This is a genomic window from Escherichia sp. UTM R2 (assembly GCF_048593455.1).
GTDB lineage: Bacteria > Pseudomonadota > Gammaproteobacteria > Enterobacterales > Enterobacteriaceae > Escherichia > Escherichia coli.
This window is the reverse complement of the sequence record NZ_JBFWDY010000001.1, coordinates 1-21,685: the sequence shown is the minus strand read 5'-3', so window position 1 is coordinate 21,685 and position 21,685 is coordinate 1. Positions and strand designations below refer to the sequence as shown.

The 21,685-nt window shown below is 50.5% G+C and carries 22 protein-coding genes and 8 pseudogenes; 4 read left to right on the top strand and 26 right to left on the bottom strand.

Going from position 1 to position 21,685, the window contains the following annotated elements; genetic code table 11:
* The 5 genes from traL to traM form a co-directional block, all read right to left on the bottom strand.
* The gene (gene traL / locus AB4H76_RS00150) at positions 1-312 is read right to left on the bottom strand and encodes a type IV conjugative transfer system protein TraL (protein ID WP_000012106.1); all 312 of its coding nucleotides are present in this window, start codon (positions 310-312) and stop codon (positions 1-3) included.
* Positions 313-326: 14 nt separating this feature from the next.
* On the bottom strand, positions 327-692 hold the full coding sequence (gene traA / locus AB4H76_RS00145; protein ID WP_000994779.1) for a type IV conjugative transfer system pilin TraA: 366 nt from the start codon (positions 690-692) through the stop codon (positions 327-329).
* Positions 693-724: 32 nt separating this feature from the next.
* A complete protein-coding gene (gene traY / locus AB4H76_RS00140; protein ID WP_001309237.1) occupies positions 725-1,120 on the bottom strand; it encodes a conjugal transfer relaxosome DNA-bindin protein TraY in 396 nt (131 codons plus the stop codon).
* A gap of 98 nt (positions 1,121-1,218) precedes the next feature.
* Positions 1,219-1,908, bottom strand: coding sequence for a conjugal transfer transcriptional regulator TraJ (gene traJ, locus AB4H76_RS00135; RefSeq protein ID WP_000283385.1), 690 nt, complete (start codon positions 1,906-1,908; stop codon positions 1,219-1,221).
* 186 nt (positions 1,909-2,094) lie between these two features.
* On the bottom strand, positions 2,095-2,478 hold the full coding sequence (gene traM, locus AB4H76_RS00130) for a conjugal transfer relaxosome DNA-binding protein TraM (RefSeq protein WP_001151524.1): 384 nt from the start codon (positions 2,476-2,478) through the stop codon (positions 2,095-2,097).
* Between the two features lie 332 nt (positions 2,479-2,810).
* Here traM and AB4H76_RS00125 point away from each other — a divergent pair, with 332 nt between their 5' ends.
* Entirely contained in the window at positions 2,811-3,401 is a 591-nt protein-coding gene (locus tag AB4H76_RS00125; protein ID WP_001376243.1) for a transglycosylase SLT domain-containing protein, read from the top strand.
* A gap of 296 nt (positions 3,402-3,697) precedes the next feature.
* On the opposite strand, the gene AB4H76_RS00120 is transcribed toward AB4H76_RS00125, so the two are convergent.
* The 3 genes and pseudogenes from AB4H76_RS00120 to AB4H76_RS00110 form a co-directional block, all read right to left on the bottom strand.
* Entirely contained in the window at positions 3,698-4,519 is an 822-nt protein-coding gene (locus tag AB4H76_RS00120; protein ID WP_001234426.1) for a DUF932 domain-containing protein, read from the bottom strand.
* Positions 4,520-4,636: 117 nt separating this feature from the next.
* A pseudogene (locus tag AB4H76_RS00115) lies at positions 4,637-4,923 on the bottom strand (hypothetical protein).
* Positions 4,924-4,947: 24 nt separating this feature from the next.
* On the bottom strand, positions 4,948-5,154 hold the full coding sequence (locus tag AB4H76_RS00110; protein ID WP_000547968.1) for a hypothetical protein: 207 nt from the start codon (positions 5,152-5,154) through the stop codon (positions 4,948-4,950).
* 69 nt (positions 5,155-5,223) lie between these two features.
* Between AB4H76_RS00110 and AB4H76_RS00105 the strand changes: the two are divergent.
* Positions 5,224-5,396 (top strand): annotated as a pseudogene (locus tag AB4H76_RS00105) (hypothetical protein); the annotation flags it as partial.
* Here the strand turns inward: AB4H76_RS00105 and AB4H76_RS00100 are convergent.
* From AB4H76_RS00100 to mok, 3 genes and pseudogenes are all read right to left on the bottom strand, one after another.
* A complete protein-coding gene (locus AB4H76_RS00100) occupies positions 5,394-5,624 on the bottom strand; it encodes a hypothetical protein (protein WP_071586998.1) in 231 nt (76 codons plus the stop codon). The pseudogene AB4H76_RS00105 and the gene AB4H76_RS00100 overlap by 3 nt on opposite strands.
* 219 nt (positions 5,625-5,843) lie before the next feature.
* Positions 5,844-5,969 (bottom strand): type I toxin-antitoxin system Hok family toxin, encoded by a 126-nt coding sequence (locus AB4H76_RS00095; protein WP_001372321.1) that lies wholly within the window; start codon positions 5,967-5,969, stop codon positions 5,844-5,846.
* A pseudogene (gene mok, locus AB4H76_RS00090) lies at positions 5,911-6,060 on the bottom strand (plasmid maintenance protein Mok); the annotation flags it as partial. The gene AB4H76_RS00095 and the pseudogene mok, both read right to left, overlap by 59 nt.
* Positions 6,061-6,081: 21 nt before the next feature.
* On the opposite strand from mok, the gene AB4H76_RS00085 reads away from it, so the two are divergent.
* Positions 6,082-6,270 carry a hypothetical protein gene (locus AB4H76_RS00085; protein WP_001299721.1) on the top strand — a complete coding sequence of 63 codons (189 nt, stop codon included), beginning with the start codon at positions 6,082-6,084 and terminating at the stop codon, positions 6,268-6,270.
* Here AB4H76_RS00085 and AB4H76_RS00080 read toward each other — a convergent pair.
* The 6 genes and pseudogenes from AB4H76_RS00080 to AB4H76_RS00055 all read right to left on the bottom strand — a co-directional run bounded on the left by AB4H76_RS00080 (position 6,239) and on the right by AB4H76_RS00055 (position 8,784).
* Positions 6,239-7,001, bottom strand: a pseudogene (locus tag AB4H76_RS00080) (plasmid SOS inhibition protein A). The gene AB4H76_RS00085 and the pseudogene AB4H76_RS00080 sit on opposite strands and share 32 nt — an antisense overlap.
* Complete coding sequence (psiB, locus tag AB4H76_RS00075; RefSeq protein WP_000845936.1) at positions 6,998-7,432, bottom strand: conjugation system SOS inhibitor PsiB; 435 nt, start codon at positions 7,430-7,432, stop codon at positions 6,998-7,000. Before psiB ends, AB4H76_RS00080 begins: the two are co-directional and overlap by 4 nt.
* A gap of 54 nt (positions 7,433-7,486) precedes the next feature.
* Positions 7,487-7,690, bottom strand: a pseudogene (locus AB4H76_RS00070) (hypothetical protein); the annotation flags it as partial.
* A gap of 21 nt (positions 7,691-7,711) precedes the next feature.
* The gene (locus AB4H76_RS00065) at positions 7,712-7,945 is read right to left on the bottom strand and encodes a DUF905 family protein (RefSeq protein WP_000005987.1); all 234 of its coding nucleotides are present in this window, start codon (positions 7,943-7,945) and stop codon (positions 7,712-7,714) included.
* Between the two features lie 67 nt (positions 7,946-8,012).
* Entirely contained in the window at positions 8,013-8,552 is a 540-nt protein-coding gene (locus tag AB4H76_RS00060; RefSeq protein WP_000290840.1) for a single-stranded DNA-binding protein, read from the bottom strand.
* Between the two features lie 25 nt (positions 8,553-8,577).
* Complete coding sequence (locus AB4H76_RS00055) at positions 8,578-8,784, bottom strand: hypothetical protein (protein WP_000275856.1); 207 nt, start codon at positions 8,782-8,784, stop codon at positions 8,578-8,580.
* Positions 8,785-8,853: 69 nt separating this feature from the next.
* Here AB4H76_RS00055 and AB4H76_RS00050 point away from each other — a divergent pair.
* A pseudogene (locus tag AB4H76_RS00050) lies at positions 8,854-8,934 on the top strand (hypothetical protein); the annotation flags it as partial.
* 182 nt (positions 8,935-9,116) lie between these two features.
* Here AB4H76_RS00050 and AB4H76_RS00045 read toward each other — a convergent pair.
* From AB4H76_RS00045 to iucA, 9 genes and pseudogenes are all read right to left on the bottom strand, one after another.
* Positions 9,117-9,286: pseudogene (locus tag AB4H76_RS00045) on the bottom strand (hypothetical protein); the annotation flags it as partial.
* Between the two features lie 808 nt (positions 9,287-10,094).
* Positions 10,095-11,066 carry a ParB/RepB/Spo0J family plasmid partition protein gene (locus AB4H76_RS00040; protein ID WP_000817028.1) on the bottom strand — a complete coding sequence of 324 codons (972 nt, stop codon included), beginning with the start codon at positions 11,064-11,066 and terminating at the stop codon, positions 10,095-10,097.
* A complete protein-coding gene (gene sopA / locus AB4H76_RS00035; protein ID WP_001238646.1) occupies positions 11,066-12,232 on the bottom strand; it encodes a plasmid-partitioning protein SopA in 1,167 nt (388 codons plus the stop codon). Before sopA ends, AB4H76_RS00040 begins: the two co-directional genes overlap by 1 nt.
* 299 nt (positions 12,233-12,531) lie before the next feature.
* Positions 12,532-13,229 (bottom strand): IS1-like element IS1A family transposase gene (locus tag AB4H76_RS00030; protein WP_094096600.1). Its coding sequence is split into 2 segments (ribosomal slippage): positions 12,532-12,980 and positions 12,980-13,229, totalling 699 coding nucleotides; the frame shifts between segments, so codons are not numbered across the junction.
* Positions 13,230-13,713: 484 nt separating this feature from the next.
* A complete protein-coding gene (gene iutA, locus AB4H76_RS00025; protein ID WP_000973520.1) occupies positions 13,714-15,915 on the bottom strand; it encodes a ferric aerobactin receptor IutA in 2,202 nt (733 codons plus the stop codon).
* A 25-nt stretch (positions 15,916-15,940) separates the two neighbouring features.
* Positions 15,941-17,274: pseudogene (iucD, locus tag AB4H76_RS00020) on the bottom strand (NADPH-dependent L-lysine N(6)-monooxygenase IucD).
* Positions 17,271-19,013, bottom strand: coding sequence for an NIS family aerobactin synthetase IucC (iucC, locus tag AB4H76_RS00015; RefSeq protein ID WP_001015721.1), 1,743 nt, complete (start codon positions 19,011-19,013; stop codon positions 17,271-17,273). The pseudogene iucD and the gene iucC overlap by 4 nt, the downstream one beginning before the upstream one ends.
* The gene (gene iucB, locus AB4H76_RS00010) at positions 19,013-19,960 is read right to left on the bottom strand and encodes a N(6)-hydroxylysine O-acetyltransferase IucB (protein ID WP_000011910.1); all 948 of its coding nucleotides are present in this window, start codon (positions 19,958-19,960) and stop codon (positions 19,013-19,015) included. The genes iucC and iucB overlap by 1 nt, the downstream gene beginning before the upstream one ends.
* A partial coding sequence (gene iucA / locus AB4H76_RS00005) for an aerobactin synthase IucA (RefSeq protein WP_000602863.1) occupies positions 19,961-21,685 on the bottom strand: 1,725 nt, incomplete at its 5' end.

The following is a 21,685-nucleotide window of genomic DNA, read 5'->3' as shown; positions in this document are numbered from 1 at the left end:
CTATTTAATCCACTGCCGGAAACACGAATCGGGAACATTATGAAAAATACCGCGCAGCAGGGCTGTTGGCATATACCAGTAAATCAGGTCACGTAACCAGGAACTGCCCCGCCCTTTTTTCAGTTTTTTAATCCCGAAATAAACCAGAACCGCTGCACCAATACCGAACAGATATTTCGATGTTGTGATACCCCAGCCAATACAGATTGCTGCGGGGATCAGTTCATCCAGTGGCAGGCCAAACCAGCGGCTCTGGTTGGTCAGTGTTTCCGGGAAACGATATTTCTTAAGTTTATTCTCGTCTCCCGACATCGTTTTATTTCCTGTCAGAGGCCAACGACGGCCATACCCACAGCAATAAATACAGAGATGATGGCAAAACCGGCCAGGAACTTGACGTTTTTGGTCATCATGTACATGACAGCACCGACCAGAACTTCAGCCAGAACAACCCATTTAACAACACTGGAGTCCTTACCGAAGGTCGCCTTAACCGTGGTGTTACCGCTTGCCATCAGGTCCTGACCACTGCTGCCGGCGGCCATCGCCAGCTGCGGGAAGAACATCATCAGAACAGCAGCCGGGATCACTGCGCGAGCCAGGCGAAGCATATTCAGACGAGTGAATTTAGAAAAAAACGACTTCTTTTTGACGGGCGCAGAAGCACCCTGAACACTTAAAACAGCATTCATAAGTTACCTCAATTTCGGATAAATGAATAAAACTAGAGTGTATTAAATGTTATATCTTCCTCTTTATCTGCCTCCCTGAATATCTCCGAGTTATAAAAATCAGGAAACTTGATCAAATGATCAATAACTCTGTCTGCAGCCTCATCTGTTTTACACCATCCACTACGATTTTTGGCTGCAATAAGTAGCTGGTTAGTTTCATCATCCAGACGCATTGTCAGATACTTAACCAGCGACTTACCATAGATATTCCCTGCCCTGTTAAACTTTGGATAGCGGTGAAGATGATCTTTAAGTCTTATTACTGCCTCAAACGATCGACTTCTTCCGCTTCTGTTACTTGCCTCAATTAATAGACTTTCCACATCTACAGGTAATTTTAGTTTTACCATCTTACCTGTTGCAGAACGTGTACCAAATCTTTTCAATAACACCTCCCGCTGTTTATCTTCTGGTTACCACTTATGTTTACAGAATAATCAGAAAAGGTAAATAGACGGAAAGTCTATATTTTATTAACACCTTATTAACGCGTATTTATGATACACATAGCCTTCTCGTATAAATAATAAATAAACTTTTTATTGTAGAGTAAGATAATTAACTCATCTTTATTAGAAACAGAGAAGTAGTCGCATATCAGAGATGCGTGTTTCTTTGATGTGGAGATGGATATATTTAATATTCTTGCTATAGCATTATGACTGATTCCGGTGCTATATAAGTAAAAGACATCATTTACATATGATGATACAGAAGAATCATCACTCATTCTTCTGATTATATTTCTGATATCATCACTGACAATCGTTTTTTGATTATAACTGTCTTTATGACGAACATGAGCAGCATCATAAAATTGCCACAGAATAATATTTCTGTGTCCATTAAGAAATGACTGGACAGATATTGTCCAGAATCTGTTCTGAATAAAAACATCCTCTACAAGATTAAGATGCGTATGCTCATTCCTGTATGCTTCCATCTCTGTGACAGAGATCAATTCACAAAAATCTCTCTGCGACAGAAGCCATTTTTCAGCACTTTGATCTTGTGTAAGAAATGACTCATGAAACAGCGTATTGCAAAAAATAAATTTTCCAGTTTCGTCCCTGATACAGGCTGGATTTGGATAATCCTGAATAACTGCCGTCAGATTTTCCAGCAGATCTATTTGACGAGCATGTTTTTGTTGAATACGATCCATCGGATACATAGGAACCTCCTCACAAAGGATTCTATGGACAGTCGATGCAGGGAGGAGAGAACTCCCTGCATCGGCGATTTTCAAATTCAAATTTTAACGTGGCATTAACCACGTAATTAATATACTAATTATCTTTCGTACTGTCACCTTTTTAAATCATAAAAACTCTGATATTTGAACGAAGTCAAATTTCTTTTATTCATCATCATTTTTTGGAAAAAATCGTTCCATCTCAGATGATACCTTCTCCCTGATATCTTCAACCATATTGGCATATTCAAACTTTGGATTTCCGGAGACATGAGGACTGAGAGACTCAATACCCAAAATTTTCGCTACTGATGATTGTGTTTTTACAACGCATTCAAGAAGCAATTTATTAAACTCAGTCTGATTAAATGCAGACTCTTTACGCTCCATCTGAGCCTCATGTACACGAAGCCCCAGTTCAAGAAGCATTGAAGCTGTTGCTGAAAAACTGACATCTTTTTCCCTTGCCCCTTCCTGTCGACGCTTCTCAATAATCGCATTTATTTTTTCATAGGCATCATTGCTGATATACAGGTTCACCTTAGCCATTAGAGATTACCTTTTTTGAACATAAAATAAAGTTAATTTCGAAACACTAAAATTCATAATGCAAACAGGGACGCACCGCTAGCAGCGCCCCTAGCGGTATCCTATAAAAAAACACACCGCGCCGCTAGCAGCACCCCTAATATAAAATAATGTTTTTTATAAAAATAGTCAGTACCACCCCTACAAAGCGGTGTCGGCGCGTTGTTGTAGCCGCGCCGACACCGCTTTTTTAAATATCATAAAGAGAGTAAGAGAAACTAATTTTTCATAACTCTCTATTTATAAAGAAAAATCAGCAAAAACTTGTTTTTGCGTGGGGTGTGGTGCTTTTGGTGGTGAGAACCACCAACCTGTTGAGCCTTTTTGTGGAGTGGGTTAAATTATTTACGGATAAAGTCACCAGAGGTGGAAAAATGAAAAAATGGATGTTAGCCATCTGCCTGATGTTTATAAATGAGATCTGCCAGGCCACTGATTGCTTTGATCTTGCAGGCCGGGATTACAAAATAGATCCTGATTTACTGAGAGCAATATCATGGCAAGAATCCCGTTACCGGGTTAATGCCATCGGTATTAATCCGGTAACGGGATATGGCAGCGGACTGATGCAGGTAGATTCCCAGCATTTTAACGAACTGGCCCGCTACGGAATTAAGCCAGAACATCTGACAACAGATCCCTGCATGAACATTTATACCGGTGCTTATTATCTGGCAATAGCATTTAAAAAATGGGGCGTCACCTGGGAGGCCGTTGGTGCATACAATGCCGGATTCAGGAAAACCGAACGCCAGAACCAGAGACGTCTTGCCTACGCATCAGATGTTTACCGGATTTATACTGGGATAAAAAGCAGTAAAGGTATCCGGCTTCCGGCCACGAAGAAATCACTTCCGGAAATTAACAGCGTGCAGAACAATTAATCTTACAGACATTGTCAGATACCGGTTATGCCGCAAAAGCGGCATGGAAGGCCACACACAAAAATATCATATGAGTGACAATACTGACTGGCCGAAGCCCCGCGAAGCGGGAACCCATCTTATATATACCCGGTAACTGTGCAGCCTCCTGCCAGACCATTTTTCGCGGGCACAATATTTACAGACAACCGGAAATCCGGTTGATGAAATTGAGGTATATCAGACGACACAGCAATGCCGAAAAATGATAATATAAGTAAAGCCCCGAAAATTTTTTCGGGGCTTTACTTATATTATCATGACTTCCACTTTCTGAACTGTTCGGCAATCACCCATAACGCCTTGTTGATTCTTATATCACCATCAATACCTGTAATGGCTCTTGTCCTGGTATTTTTCCCGGAGGCACTTCGCCCCGATAATCCACCTTTTATCATATTCTCCTGAACCCGCTGCCAGGTTGTCCAGAGATCGTTCTGTTTGTCTTCCCGACGACGGGGAGTAATTATCTGTTCAGGTGTCACTGGCGTTTTATTTTCATCTTCATACCTGACCATCAGTGCAGCTCTGCCAAATAAATGTTGCTCGTCACTGTTAAGATGAATTTCTTTCATCGCCTCCATATTATCAGTGACCTTATCAAAGACACCGAGCACTTCATACGCTCCCTCGATAACCTGCCCGACAATATCACCTTTATGTGGAACGCGGATTTCGCCAAAATTATTTCCGCACACCAGGCCATTTGTGCAGACAAAACGAAAAATTCCGGGGATCATCTGATAACTGGATGAACCATCATGTGAATTAAGCAGGATAATTTCAGGAACTTCCTGTCCGTTAATATGCCCTTCCCTGCGAAGACGTAACATATGTTTACTGTATTCGCGACGTCCCAAATCACGAATCCGACTCTGACAGGCAAAGAATGGCTGGAAACCTTCATCACGTAACTTATTGATGATATTGATTGTTGGAATATACGTATAACGTTCACTCCGGGACTCATGTTTATCACCGGAAAATACCGAAGGCACGAACTGCATTAATTCATCATCCGTTAAAGGACGTTCACGGCGGATGGAATTATACCGACCAAAACGGGAAGCTAATCGCATAACAGCTACTCCTTTATGAAAGAATAAATTTAATAAAAAATTTTTCCGCTTAATATCATCCCCCCGATCTCCATTAACAAGATTGCAACAATCAGGAGGGATATTCATCACATCCGGTCAGCAGATCGCCCGGATATCGAGGCCGGCACGCTTAATCTGACGCAGGAACTGTTTGAAGTGATCGGCTTCCGCAATGTTGATATGGCGGAACTGCTTATCCACACCCTGACTGAGCGCGTAGCTATAACTGAAGGCCATCTTTTCCGGGTGGCTTTTGCGATATTTTTTCAGCTCAGTCAGGCTGCTGAATTCCAGGACGTCCCACTCTTCCCCGGTGTTTTTTTCTTCCCGGCAACAAGAAGCGTGTACGACGCGGTGTTAACGTGGATATTTCGGGTACTCATCCTGCTTTCTCCTCTCTCTGGTTTTCAGCCCCCATCATCTGTTGAGTTTCGGGAGCCGCGGTTTTGACGTTTTGCGGGGACCTGCCTTTTGTTCCCTCCGGTATTCACCATCACCTGTTTGAGAACCTTCGCCGCATGGGGCATCACTGCCACGGCCGGAAACGACTGTCCGGGGGCAGACCGCAAAAGTTTTTGCCTGCTTCTGGGCAAAAAGTTTTGCGGGATGTGCATTTCACCCCTGGACTGGCGGAGACGGTTGTGGCTGTCTATGCCCCCGGCGACAGGGGCTTAAACTGGTGAATGGCACCGGACACAACAACGGGCAGGGACCCGCCGCAACGACGTGAAGCGCGGTTTGCGAAACGGCGTTGCGCCTTACATCCCGGCGCCTTTTGCCGGGATGCCGGGAGCGCAGGTCACGGCGCGACAGAGGCGGCGCGACCGGAACGGTCGCTGCAAGCCAGGGGTTTTCACGCATCGGACCGTAGCGACAGCCCGAAACCGCGCCAGCGGGTTCGGCGGAGACTGGCAGGTGCGCCAGCAGCTGCCTGTCGGAGTCGGGCCTGACGACCGGATGCCGCCAGGCAGCCGGGAGCCGAAGGTACGCCCGGCAGACAGGACAACACTGCAGTAGTCAGAATCAGAGCAGGAAGAAAAAGAGAATAATCACAGGGAAGGTGATGTGATTTCTGACAGGCCATAACCAGAGAAGGCGGGGGAAAAGAACGGGCGCCGCAGGCGCGCGTTCATCCCCGTTCCTGAAGGGAAACGACCTTCCTGAAGTCAGGTTGTTCATGCCCGTACAACATCAGCAAGGAGAAAGGGGCTACCGGCGAACCAGCAGCCCCTTTATAAAGGCGCTTCAGTAGTCAGACCAGCATCAGTCCTGAAAAGGCGGGCCTGCGCCCGCCTCCAGGTTGCTACTTACCGGATTCGTAAGCCATGAAAGCCGCCACCTCCCTGTGTCCGTCTCTGTAACGAATCTCGCACAGCGATTTTCGTGTCAGATAAGTGAATATCAACAGTGTGAGACACACGATCAACACACACCAGACAAGGGAACTTCGTGGTAGTTTCATGGCCTTCTTCTCCTTGCGCAAAGCGCGGTAAGAGGCTATCCTGATGTGGACTAGACATAGGGATGCCTCGTGGTGGTTAATGAAAATTAACTTACTACGGGGCTATCTTCTTTCTGCCACACAACACGGCAACAAACCACCTTCACGTCATGAGGCAGAAAGCCTCAAGCGCCGGGCACATCATAGCCCATATACCTGCACGCTGACCACACTCACTTTCCCTGAAAATAATCCGCTCATTCAGACCGTTCACGGGAAATCCGTGTGATTGTTGCCGCATCACGCTGCCTCCCGGAGTTTGTTCGGCACCATCCACCGCTCCATCTCACGAACAGCATGACCGACCACCCTTGCCGCCATACCAGCCTCTGCGATGACCTGCCAGAATGGCATATCCTGCCACTGCCAGCGTTCCATTCCGGCCAGTGACGGAAAACGCTCGCCCCACTGCCAGAACAGGGTTTCCAGGTCATGCTCTGCCACCCGGTCACTCCAGCGTGCATACCAGCTTCCGACTGTTTCCGGCGAATGGAATGCCAGTTCGATTTCAGCCTGAGCGACCAGCGCCTGGTACGCACGGGCTTTCTGCTCTGCCTCCCTCGCCTGCTGGCGGCTGTACTTCTGCATGACCAGCGCGGATTTATGGCGACTGCGTTCCCTGACACGAAACCGCACCGACGGGAACAAGCGTTCTGCTGCATCGCCTGGAAGGGGAAGGAGGCAAACCTCGCCCTGTGTTTCAATCAGCACATCGATGGCATACAGCCACTGAAGACGGTTGCCGTGCAGTTCTTCTGCGGTCAGGGACGGCATGAAAAATCGCAGGTCAGACAGCGATATCCTGCGGCTTCCGTTCAGACAGCGGAAAAACGCCCCCGCATACGGATATTCAGCCAGCGTGTTACCCTGATGGCGGCGTTTTTCGGTCTCCGCCACCGCCCGCCATGCGGCCTGTTGCTCTGTGCTGAGAGGAACCAGTGCCTGTGAACGTGCGCTCATGCCTGACTTCCTTCCGCCATCAGGATATGGATGATGTCACTGACGCTGTACCCCTGCGCGTCCAGTGACGCCGCCAGTGCCAGTGAATGGCTGACAGCTTCCGGTGCAAACCGCCGCTGTACCTGAACCACCGCAAACGGCTCACCACCGGCATTCACCAGAACCAGCACCCAGACCTGAGAGACATCGCCCGGTGAACATAACGCCAGGTGAAAACGTTCGTGGGCAGGCGTGAAACGGACCTGGACGGGGAAAAAGCCGCCAAACTCGCTGCCGTACTCGCCGTTCATCGTCCAGTTATCCGGCGCATCCAGCTCCCGCATCACGGCGTGAGTCAGCTCACGGCGTTCATCACTTCCGGCAGCCCGGATATCTTCATATTCCTGTGTGTTCATGGTCTGTAATACATTCAGGGTCAGTTCAGTTTTCATCACGGTATCTCCCTTGCTGCCGCCCCGTCTCCGGCGGGGCGGTGTGGTTGTTCATCAGGCGGCATCAGCCAGGTTATCGGTGCGTTCAGTGGCATCCGTCTGTGGGCGTGGTGCACACATCCAGCCTGGAACCCAGCGGTTGTCTTTCATATGGTGCTCTGCATGTTCAGCCGCATCACCTTTCTTCATCTTCTCCGCGTCCCGTGCGGCACCGGACAGCCCTGCCTTATTCAGGGCTGCGATAATCTGCGGCGGACGTTCGCGCGTCGGGCACCTCTCTTACTTAAGAATCCCGAAATCCCTGATGACATGGTTCATCCAGTACCCGGCACCGTCCTCAAAATTCCAGGTACGCCAGACTATTGCACCGTTATTACGGACAACCAGGCGAAACTGTTCGCCGTGGTCATCCTCGATAAAGACGTTCCGGTACTGTGCGGCAACAGCTTCGGCATGTTTGCGGGTAAAAGGACCGTCAGGCAGCCCCTGAAGTATTCTGAAATATTCGCTCATCCTCATCTCTCCGGTGATGCCCCGCACAGAACGGGGCGGGGCGGGGCGGTTATCACAGTCAGCCCGATCAGAACGGGATATCGTCTGAAAACCCGTAATCGTCACCCTCCGGCGGTTGCGGCTGAGGCTCCGGCTGCGCGGCCTTACGTCCACGGCCTTTCGTTTTTGCGCCACCTTTTTTCGTACCGGCCTCCGCCTGTGGTTCCGGCTGAGGCTGACCGCTGAACTGTTGCCCCTCTTCCGGCTGAGTCTGAGCACCTGCGGCACGTCCCAGCATCTGCATGGTGCCCGTGGTCTTAACAAGAATTTCGGTGACGTAACGGGTGATACCGTTATCCTCCCAGCTACGGGTGCGAAGCTGACCTTCGATGTAGACCTGCGCGCCCTTGCGCAGATATTCGCCAGCCACTTCCGCGAGCTTGCCGAACAGCACCACGCGATGCCATTCTGTCTGCTCCCGCATCTCCCCTGTCTGTTTGTCACGCCAGGTTTCCGACGTGGCGACCTGCAGGTTTGCCACTGCGCCCCCGTTGGGGATGTAACGGACTTCCGGATCTTTTCCCAGGCGTCCCACGAGAATGACCTTGTTAATGCCACGAACTGCCATGATGTGCCTCCTTCTGTTGATGTTTTCAGCCCCCATCATCTTTTGAGTTTCGGGAGCCGCGGTTTTGACGTTTTGCGGGGACCTGCCTTTTGTTCCCTCCGGTATTCACCATCACCTTTTTGAGAACCTTCGCCGCAAGGGGCATCACTGCCACGGCCGGAAACGACTGTCCGGGGGCAGACCGCAAAAGTTTTTGCCTGCTTCTGGGCAAAAAGTTTTGCGGGATGTACATTTCACCCCTGGACTGGCGGAGACGGTTGTGGCTGTATCAGCCCCCGGCGACAGGGGCTTAAACAGGTGAATGGCACCGGACAGAACAACGGGCAGGGACCCGCCGCAACGACGTGAAGCGCGGTTTGCGAAACGGCGTTGCCCCTTGCATCAACGCCAGCCCGGCTAAGATGGAGGCACGGCACAGCCCGCACACGACTCGACGTCCACATAACTGAACCCCCACAAGGCCATGCTCCGCATGGCCGGGTAAAGCGGAGCCGGCGGCGACTTCCTTTGTGCTCTGTCCGGGGACCGGCAGGAAAAAGGCGGGGATTTTCCCCGCCATCGTCATCATTTCCGGATTTTTGCCAGGGCATCCGCCATGCTGCGGATTTCATCCCGTGCCTCCAAGAAAACTCCCGCAGAATATAGCGGTCAAACAAGCGGCGGGGCGGTTCACCCGGTATACGCAGCACATCACAGACCAAGCCACTGGCCAAGATATGTTCCACACACTCACTGGCAGGCATTAATGGAATCGTAGTCTCACGCTGATAATCAGATCGACAATACAAGTGAGACCGTGGTCCCAGACTGATTAGCAGACCAACAATACGAGTGGGACCGCGGTCCCAGACTGATTATCAGACTAACAATATGAGTGGGACCGTGGTCGCAGACCGATAATCAGACCAACAATATGAGTGGGACCGTGGTCCCAGACTGATTAGCAGACCGACAATATGAGTGGGACCGTGGTCCCAGACTGATTAGCAGACCGACAATATGAGTGGGACCGTGGTCCCAGACTGATTAGCAGACCGACAATATGAGTGGGACCGTGGTCCCAGACTGATTAGCAGACCGACAATATGAGTGGGACCGTGGTCCCAGACTGATTAGCAGACCGACAATATGAGTGGGACCGTGGTCCCAGACTGATTAGCAGACCGACAATATGAGTGGGACCGTGGTCCCAGACTGATTAGCAGACCGACAATATGAGTGGGACCGTGGTCCCAGACTGATTAGCAGACCAACAATACGAGTGGGACCGCGGTCCCAGACTGATTAGCAGACTAACAATATGAGTGGGCCCGTGGTCCCAGACCGATAATCAGACCGACAATATGAGTGGGACCGTGGTCCCAGACTGATTATCAGACCGACAATATGAGTGGGACCGTGGTCCCAGACTGATTATCAGACCGACAATACAACTGGGACCGTGGTCCCAGATATAATATTCAGGCCAGTTAGTTATGTTTTCTAGCCTGTGCTAAAGGAAATTAAGTAAAGACAGATAAATGTAGACTAAAACGTGCCGCATCAAAGTGCCGCTTTTTCAAGTTCCTTAAGAATGGCTTCAATTCTCTCTATACACTCAGTTGGAATACGAGATCTATCTAGGTTTAACACCATTTTATCGCCCTTGTACAACACTGTCGCTCCAGGAGCAAACTGATGTCGTGAGCTTAAGCTAGTTCTTGAGGCAGATGACGTTTTAAGCACAGACGTTAAAAGAGTGATGACTTCTTCAGCTTCAAATATCACTCCTGCTTTTTTCTGCTCGTGAAGGTTAGATGCCTGCTGCTTAAGTAATTCTTCTTTATCTGTAAAAGCTCTTTGAAGTGCATCACCTGACCGGGCAGATAGTTCACCGGGATGAGAAAAAAGAGCAACAACTGATTTAGGCAGTTTAGCTGTGTTGATACAGCGGGTAATAATCTTACGTGAAATATTTTCTGCATCAGCCAGCGCAGAAATATTTCCAGCAAATTCATTCTGCAATCGGCTTGCATAACGCTGACCACGTTCATAAGCACTTGTTGGCCTATAATCGTTACCCAATCTGGACAATGCAGCCATCTGCTCATCATCCAGCTCACCAACCAGAACTCGATAATCACTTTCTGTAAGTGCAGCAGCTTTACGACGGCGGCTCCCATCGGCAATTTCTATGACCCCAGACACTCTTCGACCGAATGCTGGTGTCTGCTGACCTGTCAGTAGAAAAGAAGGGATAAGATCATCCAGGGCGTCTTCGGTAAGCAGTTCCTGGTCACGTTCATTACCTGACCATACCCGAGAGGTCTTCTCAACACTATCTCCCCGGAGCACCTCAAGGGTAAATTTCACGTCCCTACCACATACAGGCAAAGTAATAGCATTGCCACGAGCCATAGCTCCTACGCGCGCAATTAACGAATCCACCATCGGTGCAGCTGGTGCCGATGACGGAGTATCTTCAAGCGGTTGAGTCTTAATCGTATGTTTTGGAATGACAGGCGCACGCTTCATTATCTAATCTCCCAGCGTGGTTTAATCAAACGATCGAAAATTTCATTGCAGACAGGTTCCCAAATCGAAAGGGCATTTCTCCAGGCACCTGTTGAAGAGCGTTGATCAATAGCCTGTTCAAAAACAGTTCTCATCCGGATCTGACCTTTACCAACTTCATCCGTTTCACGCACAACATTTTTTAGGACCATGCTTCCCCAGGCGTCCCGAATTTGCTCCTCCATCCACGGGGACTGAGAACCATTACTATTACTGTATTTGGTAAGCAAAATACGTACATCAGGCTCGAATCCTTTAAGATCTACGTTTTTGAGCAGATCACGAAGCATATCGAAAAACTGCAGAGCGGAAGTGTAGTCGAACAACTCAGCAGGCGTGGGGACAATCAACACATCAGCAGCACATACAACATTAATCGTGCCGATACCTAGGTTAGGCGCGCTGTCAATGACAATGACATCATAGTCATGAGCGACGGTTTCAATGGCCAGTCGGAGCATCAGGTGTGGATCGGTGGGCAATTTACCTTCATCAAATTTGCCCATTAGCTCAGTTTCAATGCGGTGCAGAGCCAAACAGGAAGGAATAATGTCAAGCCCAGGCCAGCAAGTAGGCTTTATTGCATAAGTGACATCGTCCTTTTCCCCAAGATAGAAGGGAAGGAGAGTATCCTCTGCATGAATATGAAGATCTGGCACCCAGCCGTGATACATCGATGCTGTTCCCTGGGGGTCGTTACCTTCCACGAGCAGAACACGTAATCCCTTCAGAGCCAGATCCTGAGCAAGATGAACAGAAACAGAGGTTTTGTAAACGCCCCCTTTATGAGCAGCAACTCCAATCACCGGCGGAAATACGTCTTCAGCACGTCGTAGTCTCGTACCAAACACGTCACGCATATGATTAATTTGTTCAATTGTATAACCAACACGTTGCTCAACCCGTCCTCGTATTTCCATATCCGGGTGCGGTAGCCGGCCTGCTTTCTCGGCATCCCTGATAGCCTGAGAAGATACTCCAACTAAATCCGCTGCTTCACCTATTCTCCAGCGTCGGGTGATTTTCCTCGCTTCCGGGCTGTCATCATTAAACTGTGCAATGGCGATAGCCTTCGTCATTTCATGACCAGCGTTTATGCACTGGTTAAGTGTTTCCATGAGTCTCATTCTGAACATCCTTTAATCATTGCTTTGCATATTTTCATTTAATCTTGCATTTTATTGCAAAGCAACAACAAAATTGCAAAGTAGTCAAAAAACCGCAAAGTTGTTTAAAATGAGAGCAACACATCAAAAAAGGAAACAGGAAGAGCACATACCTCAGTCAATAATTATCACTAGTACTCGTAGCCGTCGTGTAACCGAGCGTAGCGAGCTAACTGGCGAGGACGCGCGCTAACTGTTCACACTCAGTATCCCTAGCACCAAAATAACTATCTGATGGTCAAGGCGGTAATGACTCCAACTTATTGATAGTGTTTTATGTTCAGATAATGCCCGATGACTTTGTCATGCAGCTCCACCGATTTTGAGAACGACAGCGACTTCCGTCCCAGCCGTGCCAGGTGCTGCCTCAGATTCAGGTTATGCCGCTCAATTCGCTGCGTATATCGCTTGCTGATTACGTGCAGCTTTCCCTTCAGGCGGGATTCATACAGCGGCCAGCCATCCGTCATCCATATCACCACGTCAAAGGGTGACAGCAGGCTCATAAGACGCCCCAGCGTCGCCATAGTGCGTTCACCGAATACGTGCGCAACAACCGTCTTCCGGAGACTGTCATACGCGTAAAACAGCCAGCGCTGGCGCGATTTAGCCCCGACATAGCCCCACTGTTCGTCCATTTCCGCGCAGACGATGACGTCACTGCCCGGCTGTATGCGCGAGGTTACCGACTGCGGCCTGAGTTTTTTAAGTGACGTAAAATCGTGTTGAGGCCAACGCCCATAATGCGGGCAGTTGCCCGGCATCCAACGCCATTCATGGCCATATCAATGATTTTCTGGTGCGTACCGGGTTGAGAAGCGGTGTAAGTGAACTGCAGTTGCCATGTTTTACGGCAGTGAGAGCAGAGATAGCGCTGATGTCCGGCGGTGCTTTTGCCGTTACGCACCACCCCGTCAGTAGCTGAACAGGAGGGACAGCTGATAGAAACAGAAGCCACTGGAGCACCTCAAAAACACCATCATACACTAAATCAGTAAGTTGGCAGCATCACCTTTATTCATTATAAAATGCCCCGTAATATTTATCTCACAATGATTATGATTAGTGGATACGCCCCTACATTTCCAGACAGCTGTTATCACTTAATCTATTACTGGCCCGCAGCCGTAGATATTCTAGCCACGGTGGTAACGAGTATCCGGAAGAGATTCCACTTACACTCTTTCAATCCTATTGCAAAAGCTGATTTACTCAACAGGATTAAAAGAGGGAGTTTGATACAATTTATTTCACTTTTTGTTAGAATACTAATTCTTTTCTTGTATTTTTTTGAGGAAATGAGCACGGAACACGACATAATCTGTAGTCAGTAAAGAGTCTATCCTCCCTGACTACAGATTATGTCGTGTATTATATGATATCAACTTGGCTGTCAGCGGCCATGTTGATATCAGCGTACCTTTGTTGTAAAGGAATACCGGTCAGAACAGCACAGAGTAGTTCAGACCAAAGGTTCGGCCCCTGCCTTTGTAGTCGTACAGTGACGCTGGGCCGTAACCCGGGCTGTAGTACAGTGGTGCACGCTGCCCCCAGACAGTGGTGTAGTCACGGTCGAAGAGGTTTTCAATGCTGAAGCTGAGTGTACCCACCGGAAGCTGATAACTGCCGAGCAGATCCACGGTGGTATAGCCATCGACCTTGTAGCCCTGCGCGTCGCTCACGTCAAAGGAGGTGGTGCTCTGCACGCGCAGACTCCACGGGTCCGGTGCCCAGCCAATGTAGGCTGTCGCTTTTGATGGGCTTGCTGTCTTCACATCGTATTTCTGCCAGGTACCGTTCACTTTCGACTCAGTTTTCAGCACGTTGAAGTTCACTCCGGTACTCCAGTCAGTATCAGGAATCAGGTAGTCCACCGCACCTTCCACGCCGTAAATACGGCGTTTGTCGTCCACCACGCTGATGGTCAGATCTTTATTCGCCACCACGCTCTTATCAGAAATCGAATAGTAGGCCGCGATTTGGGTACGCAGATTATTGCCAGTAAAGCGCCAGCCCAGCTCATAAGAATCGACTTTCACGCCTTCCAGCTTGCTGTCGCTGACGTTCACACTCTTTGTTAGAGGAAGATGGCCGTTCACTGCAGCACCATAGATGCCGCGACCATAGTATTTACCCGGGTCCGGCAGCTCCACGCCCTGGGAGAAGTTGAGCCATGCCTGCTGGCGTTCGGTGATGTGCATCAGCAGACCGGCGTTGAACAGGAAGTTGTCGTAATCGACTGAGCCGCCAGGAATGGCGTCGGCGGATGTAGCCTTCCCGGCGGCAATCTGCCGTTGCTGCGCGTAGCCGATGAAATCATCAATCTTGTTTTCAGTGTACTGATAGCGTACGCCACCGTTGAGGGTAAAGAGATTATTGATGTCATAGCCTGATTGCAGGAAGACCGCCAGGTTGGTGATGTCATACGACGGATAGCGCCCGGTGGTGTAAATCTTCTTGTTGTTCAGCCCTCCGGAAGCGCTTGCCTGAGCCAGGTCGAAGAACATCTGGTTGGAGGTAAAGCGCTCATGATCAGCATCCAGCCCCCAGGTGATTTGCCAGCCGTCCATCGGTTTGCTGTTCAGAGTCAGTTTCATGCCGTACTGGTCGGTGTCCTGCTGTGACGAAGAGAAAGCCGTCACCTGTTTGTTCGCATTTACCGTCGGGAACGGGTAGAATCGCAACGACTCATCGCGGTAGTAAACCTGACCGACCAGCTCCTGTCCCAGAAAAGCGCTGTCAGAGTACTGCAGGCTGATCAAATGCCGCTCAGTGCCGGGAATACGGTCGGAATTCAGCCCGTTACTGACGAATGGCGTGCTGGTCCCTCTGATGGCAGAGAAGCCTTTCCCGAGATTAAGCCCGTAATCGTCGTCGCCCTGGCTTTTATAGTACTGTGTGATCAACTGAAGCTGCCGGGATTCATCGATGTTCAGCGTACCAGTTCCCATGATGTCCAGCCGATCGGAGTACTGCAGGCCGGTCTGGGTGTTATCAAGCAAGGTGGCATCGCCGTTACCGTCAAACCAGCCGCCAAATTTCTGATATGCCACGGAAAGACGTCCGGAGATATGCTCATTTCCGCCGGAGACAGCTCCGGCAATGCGTTCATCGTGATCTTTACTACTGCTAAAGCCACTTTTGGTGCCAGCCTCAAACTCCATCATGGTTTCCGGCTGGCCTTTTTTGGTCACGATGTTGATCAGGCCACCGGTACTGCCGCCGCCGTACAGGGACGTCGCACCGGAGATCACTTCAATATGGTCGATATTAAAAGGATCTATAGAGTCCAGTTGTCGGCTGTCGGTACGTGAAGAGTTGAGACGCACGCCGTCAACCAGCACGACCAGCGGGCGGCCACGCACATTCATACCGTAGTTGGTGCGGCTCCGGCTGCTGACGTCAAGGCCAGGGATCAGCTGAGCCAGTGCGTCTTTAAGCTCTTTGCCGCCCTGAATCTGCTGTTCCAGTTCGGCGTTTTCGATAACCCAGGTGGTTTGCGCCATCTCCGCTACGGTGCGATTGCTGCGGTTGGCAGACACCACGAACGTTTCATCATCGGTTTGTTGAGCGACTGCTGGCGCCATCATGGTAAGAAGCAGTGGGTTGAGAGCCCAAAGCGTATACTTTTTGCTTATCATCATTATTCCTCCATACGGGCGGAAAAAATCAGCCCAAAGATGCTGTGTAGCGAGTTAAAGAAGCAGCCTCCGGCTGCGTTTTCCCTAGGTGCCGCTGCGCCACTGAATCAGGGCGGGCGGCATACTGAGATCGAATAAATCACGTCCCATTACGCGATTAAGAATACGTGCAGATCTCCATGCCATCAGGCTGAGCTGGGGTTCGGCGATGCCATGGGTTTGCATACTGGCGTTGACCACGAAGATGTTGTTCTCTTTCGGGCCACTCCATTCCAGAGTGAAGTCATCACGCACTTTAAAGGTGTTCTTATCGTGCATGGTGATCAGGGGCATCAGTGAGGGAAGTATTTGTGGCAACGCAGAACGGTAACCTGTGGCGAAAATCACCACATCACTTTCCAGGCTCTCCCTGCCCTGATCCAGATGATGCTCCATCAGCAACTTCCAGCCAGGACCACTACTTTCCAGAGTTGTTACCGAGCGGCTGGGTAGCAGACGGATATTTCTTGGTTTTCTCAGAACTTCAAAACGGTGGTACAACTCACGATAAATGGTCAGTAAAGAATCGGCAGTGATGCCATCCGATGTCATTTTCTGCTCATCCAGTAACTGATGGCGAATATCTTCCTCCAGTCCGGAGAAGCCTGAAATATATTCAGGTGTAAAATACTCATCAGCAAAAGCAGCCTCATCCAGTGCGTTAAAATTATTACGCCGGGAGACCCAGTTTATTTCCGCCGCTTCTCCCCATTCCCCGCGTAATGCATTAAGGAACAGGTCTGCACCACTCTGTCCTCCACCAACCACGGTTATCCGTTTTCCACTAAGGTCCGGCCGACGAAGATTCATTTCACTGGCATGGAAACAGGATTGTGTCATATGCTTCACACAGGGTGGTAAATAAGGTTGTTTTCCTGTACCAAGGCAGATATTGCGGGCAAAATATTCTCCCTGGCTGGTTTGCACCAGAAACAATCGACGTTTTTTATCGAAATCAATGTTTTCAACGGTATGACTGAAATACAGGTTATTCATATCTTCAGCAGCCCAGCGGAGGTAGTCAGAAAACTCTTCACGGGATACTGTACGTAGTCTGCTTGTAAGGAAGCGATAGAACTTTTTGTGCTTCACCAGATAGTTAACAAAACTGTAGGGATTTGTAGGTGCAACAGCACTGACCAGATCTTTCAGAAAGACGGTCTGCATATGACAATCCGGTACCAGCATACCCGGATGCCAGGAAAAATGAGGATGTTCATCAAAGAAGAGACAGTCCAGTTCTTCGATCTGATGTGACAACGCAGCAATGCTGAGATTAAATGGCCCTGTCCCTACACCAATAAAATCGACACTTTTTTTCATGATTCATATTCCTGAGTTACCAGCCACAGCGGATTTTGCAGATCCTCAAGGTAATTCGGCAGCATGCGGCTGCCGCCATCCAGATCAGGCCAGGTCAGTTTTACCGGGTTCAGCACCACGCGAATGATTTGTGGCCTGAAAAGTGAGAAAAGCGCAAAACGCTCTGACATTTGTGGATGTTTTTTCATGTAATCACTCAACACTGCTGCCAGCAGTTGATAAAATCGCCTTTCAGGTACGCCAAGACGAACCATCAGTGGCGAAATAAAACGCAGTACTGTCACGAAGTGACCCGTCTGCAAATCATGGATTAAGTAGTCCGCACTCAGGCGGGATGTAACATCACGAACCTCCTGAGGCAAAGAGTCCATTTCGGGGAACTCTTCTTTCACCAGTCGCATATCGCCCTGGAAGTCTTTCAGCAGAACACGCTGTGGAACCCCCTCTTTCATGGCGAGAGTTATATTTTGTCCATGTGCAATAAGCGCGACACCGTAGCGGCAAAGCAGGTGATACAGAGGAACCACGACCACCCGGAACAGTTGCGTAAGCCAGGTTTCAGCGTCCAGCCCGGAGCGGTCTATATATGCGCCTGCCAGCGGCTGATTGTTTTCGTCGCACTCCATCAGTGTTGCCATCAGAACCGGACTTTCATCCGGTTTCAGCCAGCGGCACGGATTCTCCCGCCAGATAACACCAAGCATTTCCTGGTAGCGATAGGGAGCCCGGGCAAGCGCGGCATAGCCTTCATGGGAGACATAGCCTGCAGCCGGTTCACCAAGTATCACTGCGCCGCTTTGCACTAGGGTGGCGTCGGTCGCAAAAACCTGTTGTAGCCAGCGTGAAGCCAGTGGTCCGGCAGCGATGTATCTGCCAGGGATCCCCCGGTAGCATGAGGTGTTGTAGATGGTCAGCGGCAGCTTGATATCCAGCCCGCCCCGGCGACTGGCGTTGGTCAGGGTACGCAGCGACTGCTGGGCGAGCCACTGGTCGCCAAACTCGCCGAGAGACACCATCCTGCCTTCGGCAAAATCAGCGATGAAGTCGGTAGCGATTTTTTGCTGCCACTGCCACGGATGTACCGGCAGCGGCAGCCAGTTATGATCCAGTCCGTTTTCCTGCCAGACCTGACTGAAGCGGGCAAACTCCTGCGGATCCATTGCGGCCGTCAACAACTGATGAATATCCATCTCGTTATCACAGCGCCAGATCATATGTTCACGTTTTACCGCCAGCCAGTGCAGTCTGAAGGTGTTGGCATACTCTGGCGCATATCGTTCCAGCGCCTCTTTACCCCAGCCACGGCGACCTTTATTAAAAACGAATTTAGGATGACCGCTCAGCAGGCATTGCAGGCGGTCGGCATTAAGATTAATCAGGTCACTGGCGCTCAGCCCGCGACGGGCTTTCAGTAGTTGCAGGTCGCCCAGCAGCGTGGCATACAAATCCTGCATATGCTCAGCAACGGTTGCATCGCTCATTGACAGTACCTGCTTTAGCTGCATCAGCAGCGTCTGAGCCAGTACTGGCTCGTCCGCGCAGCGCAGAGTTTGAGCATCAATCCAGAGCCAGCCCCAGATACCACGTTCAGCGATGAAGCGCCATTGTGCTCCCGGCAGGTTAATGCAGTAGCGGTCATCGCCCTGAGATTCCGCGTGGAAAACCTGCTCATACTCCAGCTCAGACAACATTTTTGCCACCAGGCGGCGGTTGACCAAATCCCAGTCTTTGTGATTCATTACAGACCGACCTCCGTGAAGAAGTGATGACGATCCGCCATCACCATGCGCGAGCGTTTATGTGGGAAGTCGAACTCTTTAATTGTCCGGTATCCCGCAGGCTCAAGATGGCGGAACAGGCGCTGGTTATCGGTGCGTGGCTCCAGTACTGTGCGCTGCGTACGTGGCTCATTCAGCAGCAGGTAATGTGTCACCCCGCGCAGCCAGCTTTGCACATAGTGGGCTCCGCGCCATTGCTGTTCACCAACCAGCAGATGCAGGCCACGGTCAAAGGGCTGCCACGAATAGTGGCGACCAATGCGGTCTTCCGCCGCCCAGTAGATTTCGAAATAACTGAACGGCCGATCGTCGAAACAACCAATCAGCGGGAATGCATGTTTACTGGTGAGCTGGCGTTCCAGATAGGCGATCTGTACCTCCAGTGAGCCACTTTGCTCCCAGAAATACTCAACGCGCGGATCGTTCATCCAGCGAGTGAAACGTTCTGCATCAGAAACGGGATCGGCAATGCGGAAACTCAGCATCCTGCGAATGCGTGGATCGTAACGACGATAAACTTCACCCTGCGGACGGGGGGGGCGCTGCGGGAAATAAATCTCACGCTCTGCATCAAAAACCATTTTACCGGAGGCCCGGTTTGCCGGAGAACTCAGCCATAACGGTAACTGCCAGAAAGCGGAACGATGGATAATGTCGCTTTGTACCTGTCCGAAAAGCGTCAGCGCCTGTGGCTCCTCACACCATTCGGACCAGGGAAGAACCACTGCTGAAAGTTGTGGTGCGGCGATAAATATCTGATCCAGCGCGTCGCACAGCCACCCTGTTGGCAGCTCCCCGGGCCAGTGCAACACCGCGCTATTGTCCAGCCCCCAGCCAAGATTCAGAGGCTTGTCGAGTTTTTCACAGCGCAGTCCATATCCGCTGTGAACAATGTTTGCCCCAGACATTCAGACCTCCTGAGCCTGCAGCGGGTTAGCGAAATCAAAATAGATCACCGAAGGGTCAACGATGGTGTTCTCGTTATGATCGTTCAGATAACAGAAAAAGTTACCTTTTACGTTCCAGTACGGACTTTCCAGAACATAGTTGAGACAGGTTTTATGAGTCACCTGGTCACGCACTTCAGCCAGCAATGTTCGTACACGAGCCATCAGATTCGCTTCGCTGTCCAGCCCGGCAGCACCCAGCGCAGCAGTTACGGCAAAAGTGGAGTTAACCAGCAGGTAATAAGGGAAATAGCGCAGCAACTGCTCACGGGTGAAAATATTTTCCGCCTGCGCCTCGTCAATGGTATCGAGCCACTCTGTCGCGTGAGGCATAAACGCGCTGCCCTGGCAGTCACGGTAAATAAATCCGACCGGCAGATCCCCAAGCATCTGCACAAGAATATTTTGCTGATGCGCCAGCAGCACCAGGCCGTAATCCGCTTCAGCCGTAAACAGAGGCTTCAGCACCTGCTGACAGTAAGCATCGACCCATGCGTGGGCGGCCTGTTGCACAGTGATACCGAGGCGATCGCTCAGGCGTTTTACCGCCGAAACCAGCAGCGAATCACCGCCATCCGGTGCGGCCTGAGTCAGGGAAACCAGAACGTTGGTCTGGCTTTGCGGCTGCTCCAGCAGCAGGTTTTCACGCAGGGAAAACAAACTTTCCTGCATGATGTTGCCGTTAAGATCGCGCAGCCCGGCCCAGCCGTCCTCCTGCATTACCCGGAAAGTAGGGAAGCGGGCCTGTAGCATCTGCCAGCCGTCGGTTTGCGCCAGACGTGCCAGGCGCATTCCTCGCTCCACCTCTTTCACAGACAGAGTACGGACGGAGTTGGTCAGCCGAACGCTCAGGGAGAACTTGATCATATCGCGGCTGGTAGCACAGTAGAGGGAGCGGGAAGAGGTGGTCGGCAGCCACGACGTGCCGGCCTCGCCTAAGTCTCTGATAAGTCCTTTAGCAAAAAGTGCCTGGCACCACACTTGCTGCAAAAGATATTCTCCCTGCCACGGGTGCAGCGGGAACAGCCATTGATTGTCACTTAATTCGTTGAGTAACTGGGGCGCATTTTCTGCGGCAAATCGCGTCAACCGCTGTTGAAGGTTAAGATGCAGACTTTCACCAGCGATTTGCGTTTTATCCACCGAAAACCACCGCAGCGGGAAGTGAGGTGCCATGTCAGGCAGGTATCGTTCAGCTTCCTGGCGGTTAAACGGTTCATGAGACTTAGGTGCAGGGTGGAAAGCGTGTCCTGTCAGCAGTGCCTGCTCAGCCTCGCCAAAATTCAACGCTTTTTCACGCAGGATGGCCCAGTCATGGCGGGCATCAATTGTCTGTTGCGTATGGGCGTAGCTTTCCAGCACGCGTTGGTGGAAAGTTTCGCAGAGGGGAACTGGCAGAAAAAGTTGATGCCGGAGCTTATCAATAATAAGCCGGGAGAGAGTGGTAAAGTCGACAGGATAACTGCCTGATGCCGTGACCAGATGAGCAGGAAATGCAAAGCGGTGATGCTGGGTTGGGGAGAAATAAGCCACTCTGAAATGGAGCGACTTCTGTTCGTCCAGCGGGATAATCAATTCGTCTGGCGGGTATTCCGCCAGTTGCCAGTCTTTGGTTTCACGAATCAAGGCATTCAGGAAGCACTGCGCAGCCACATCTGTGGCGGATTTTTCAGAGGGCAGGATCAT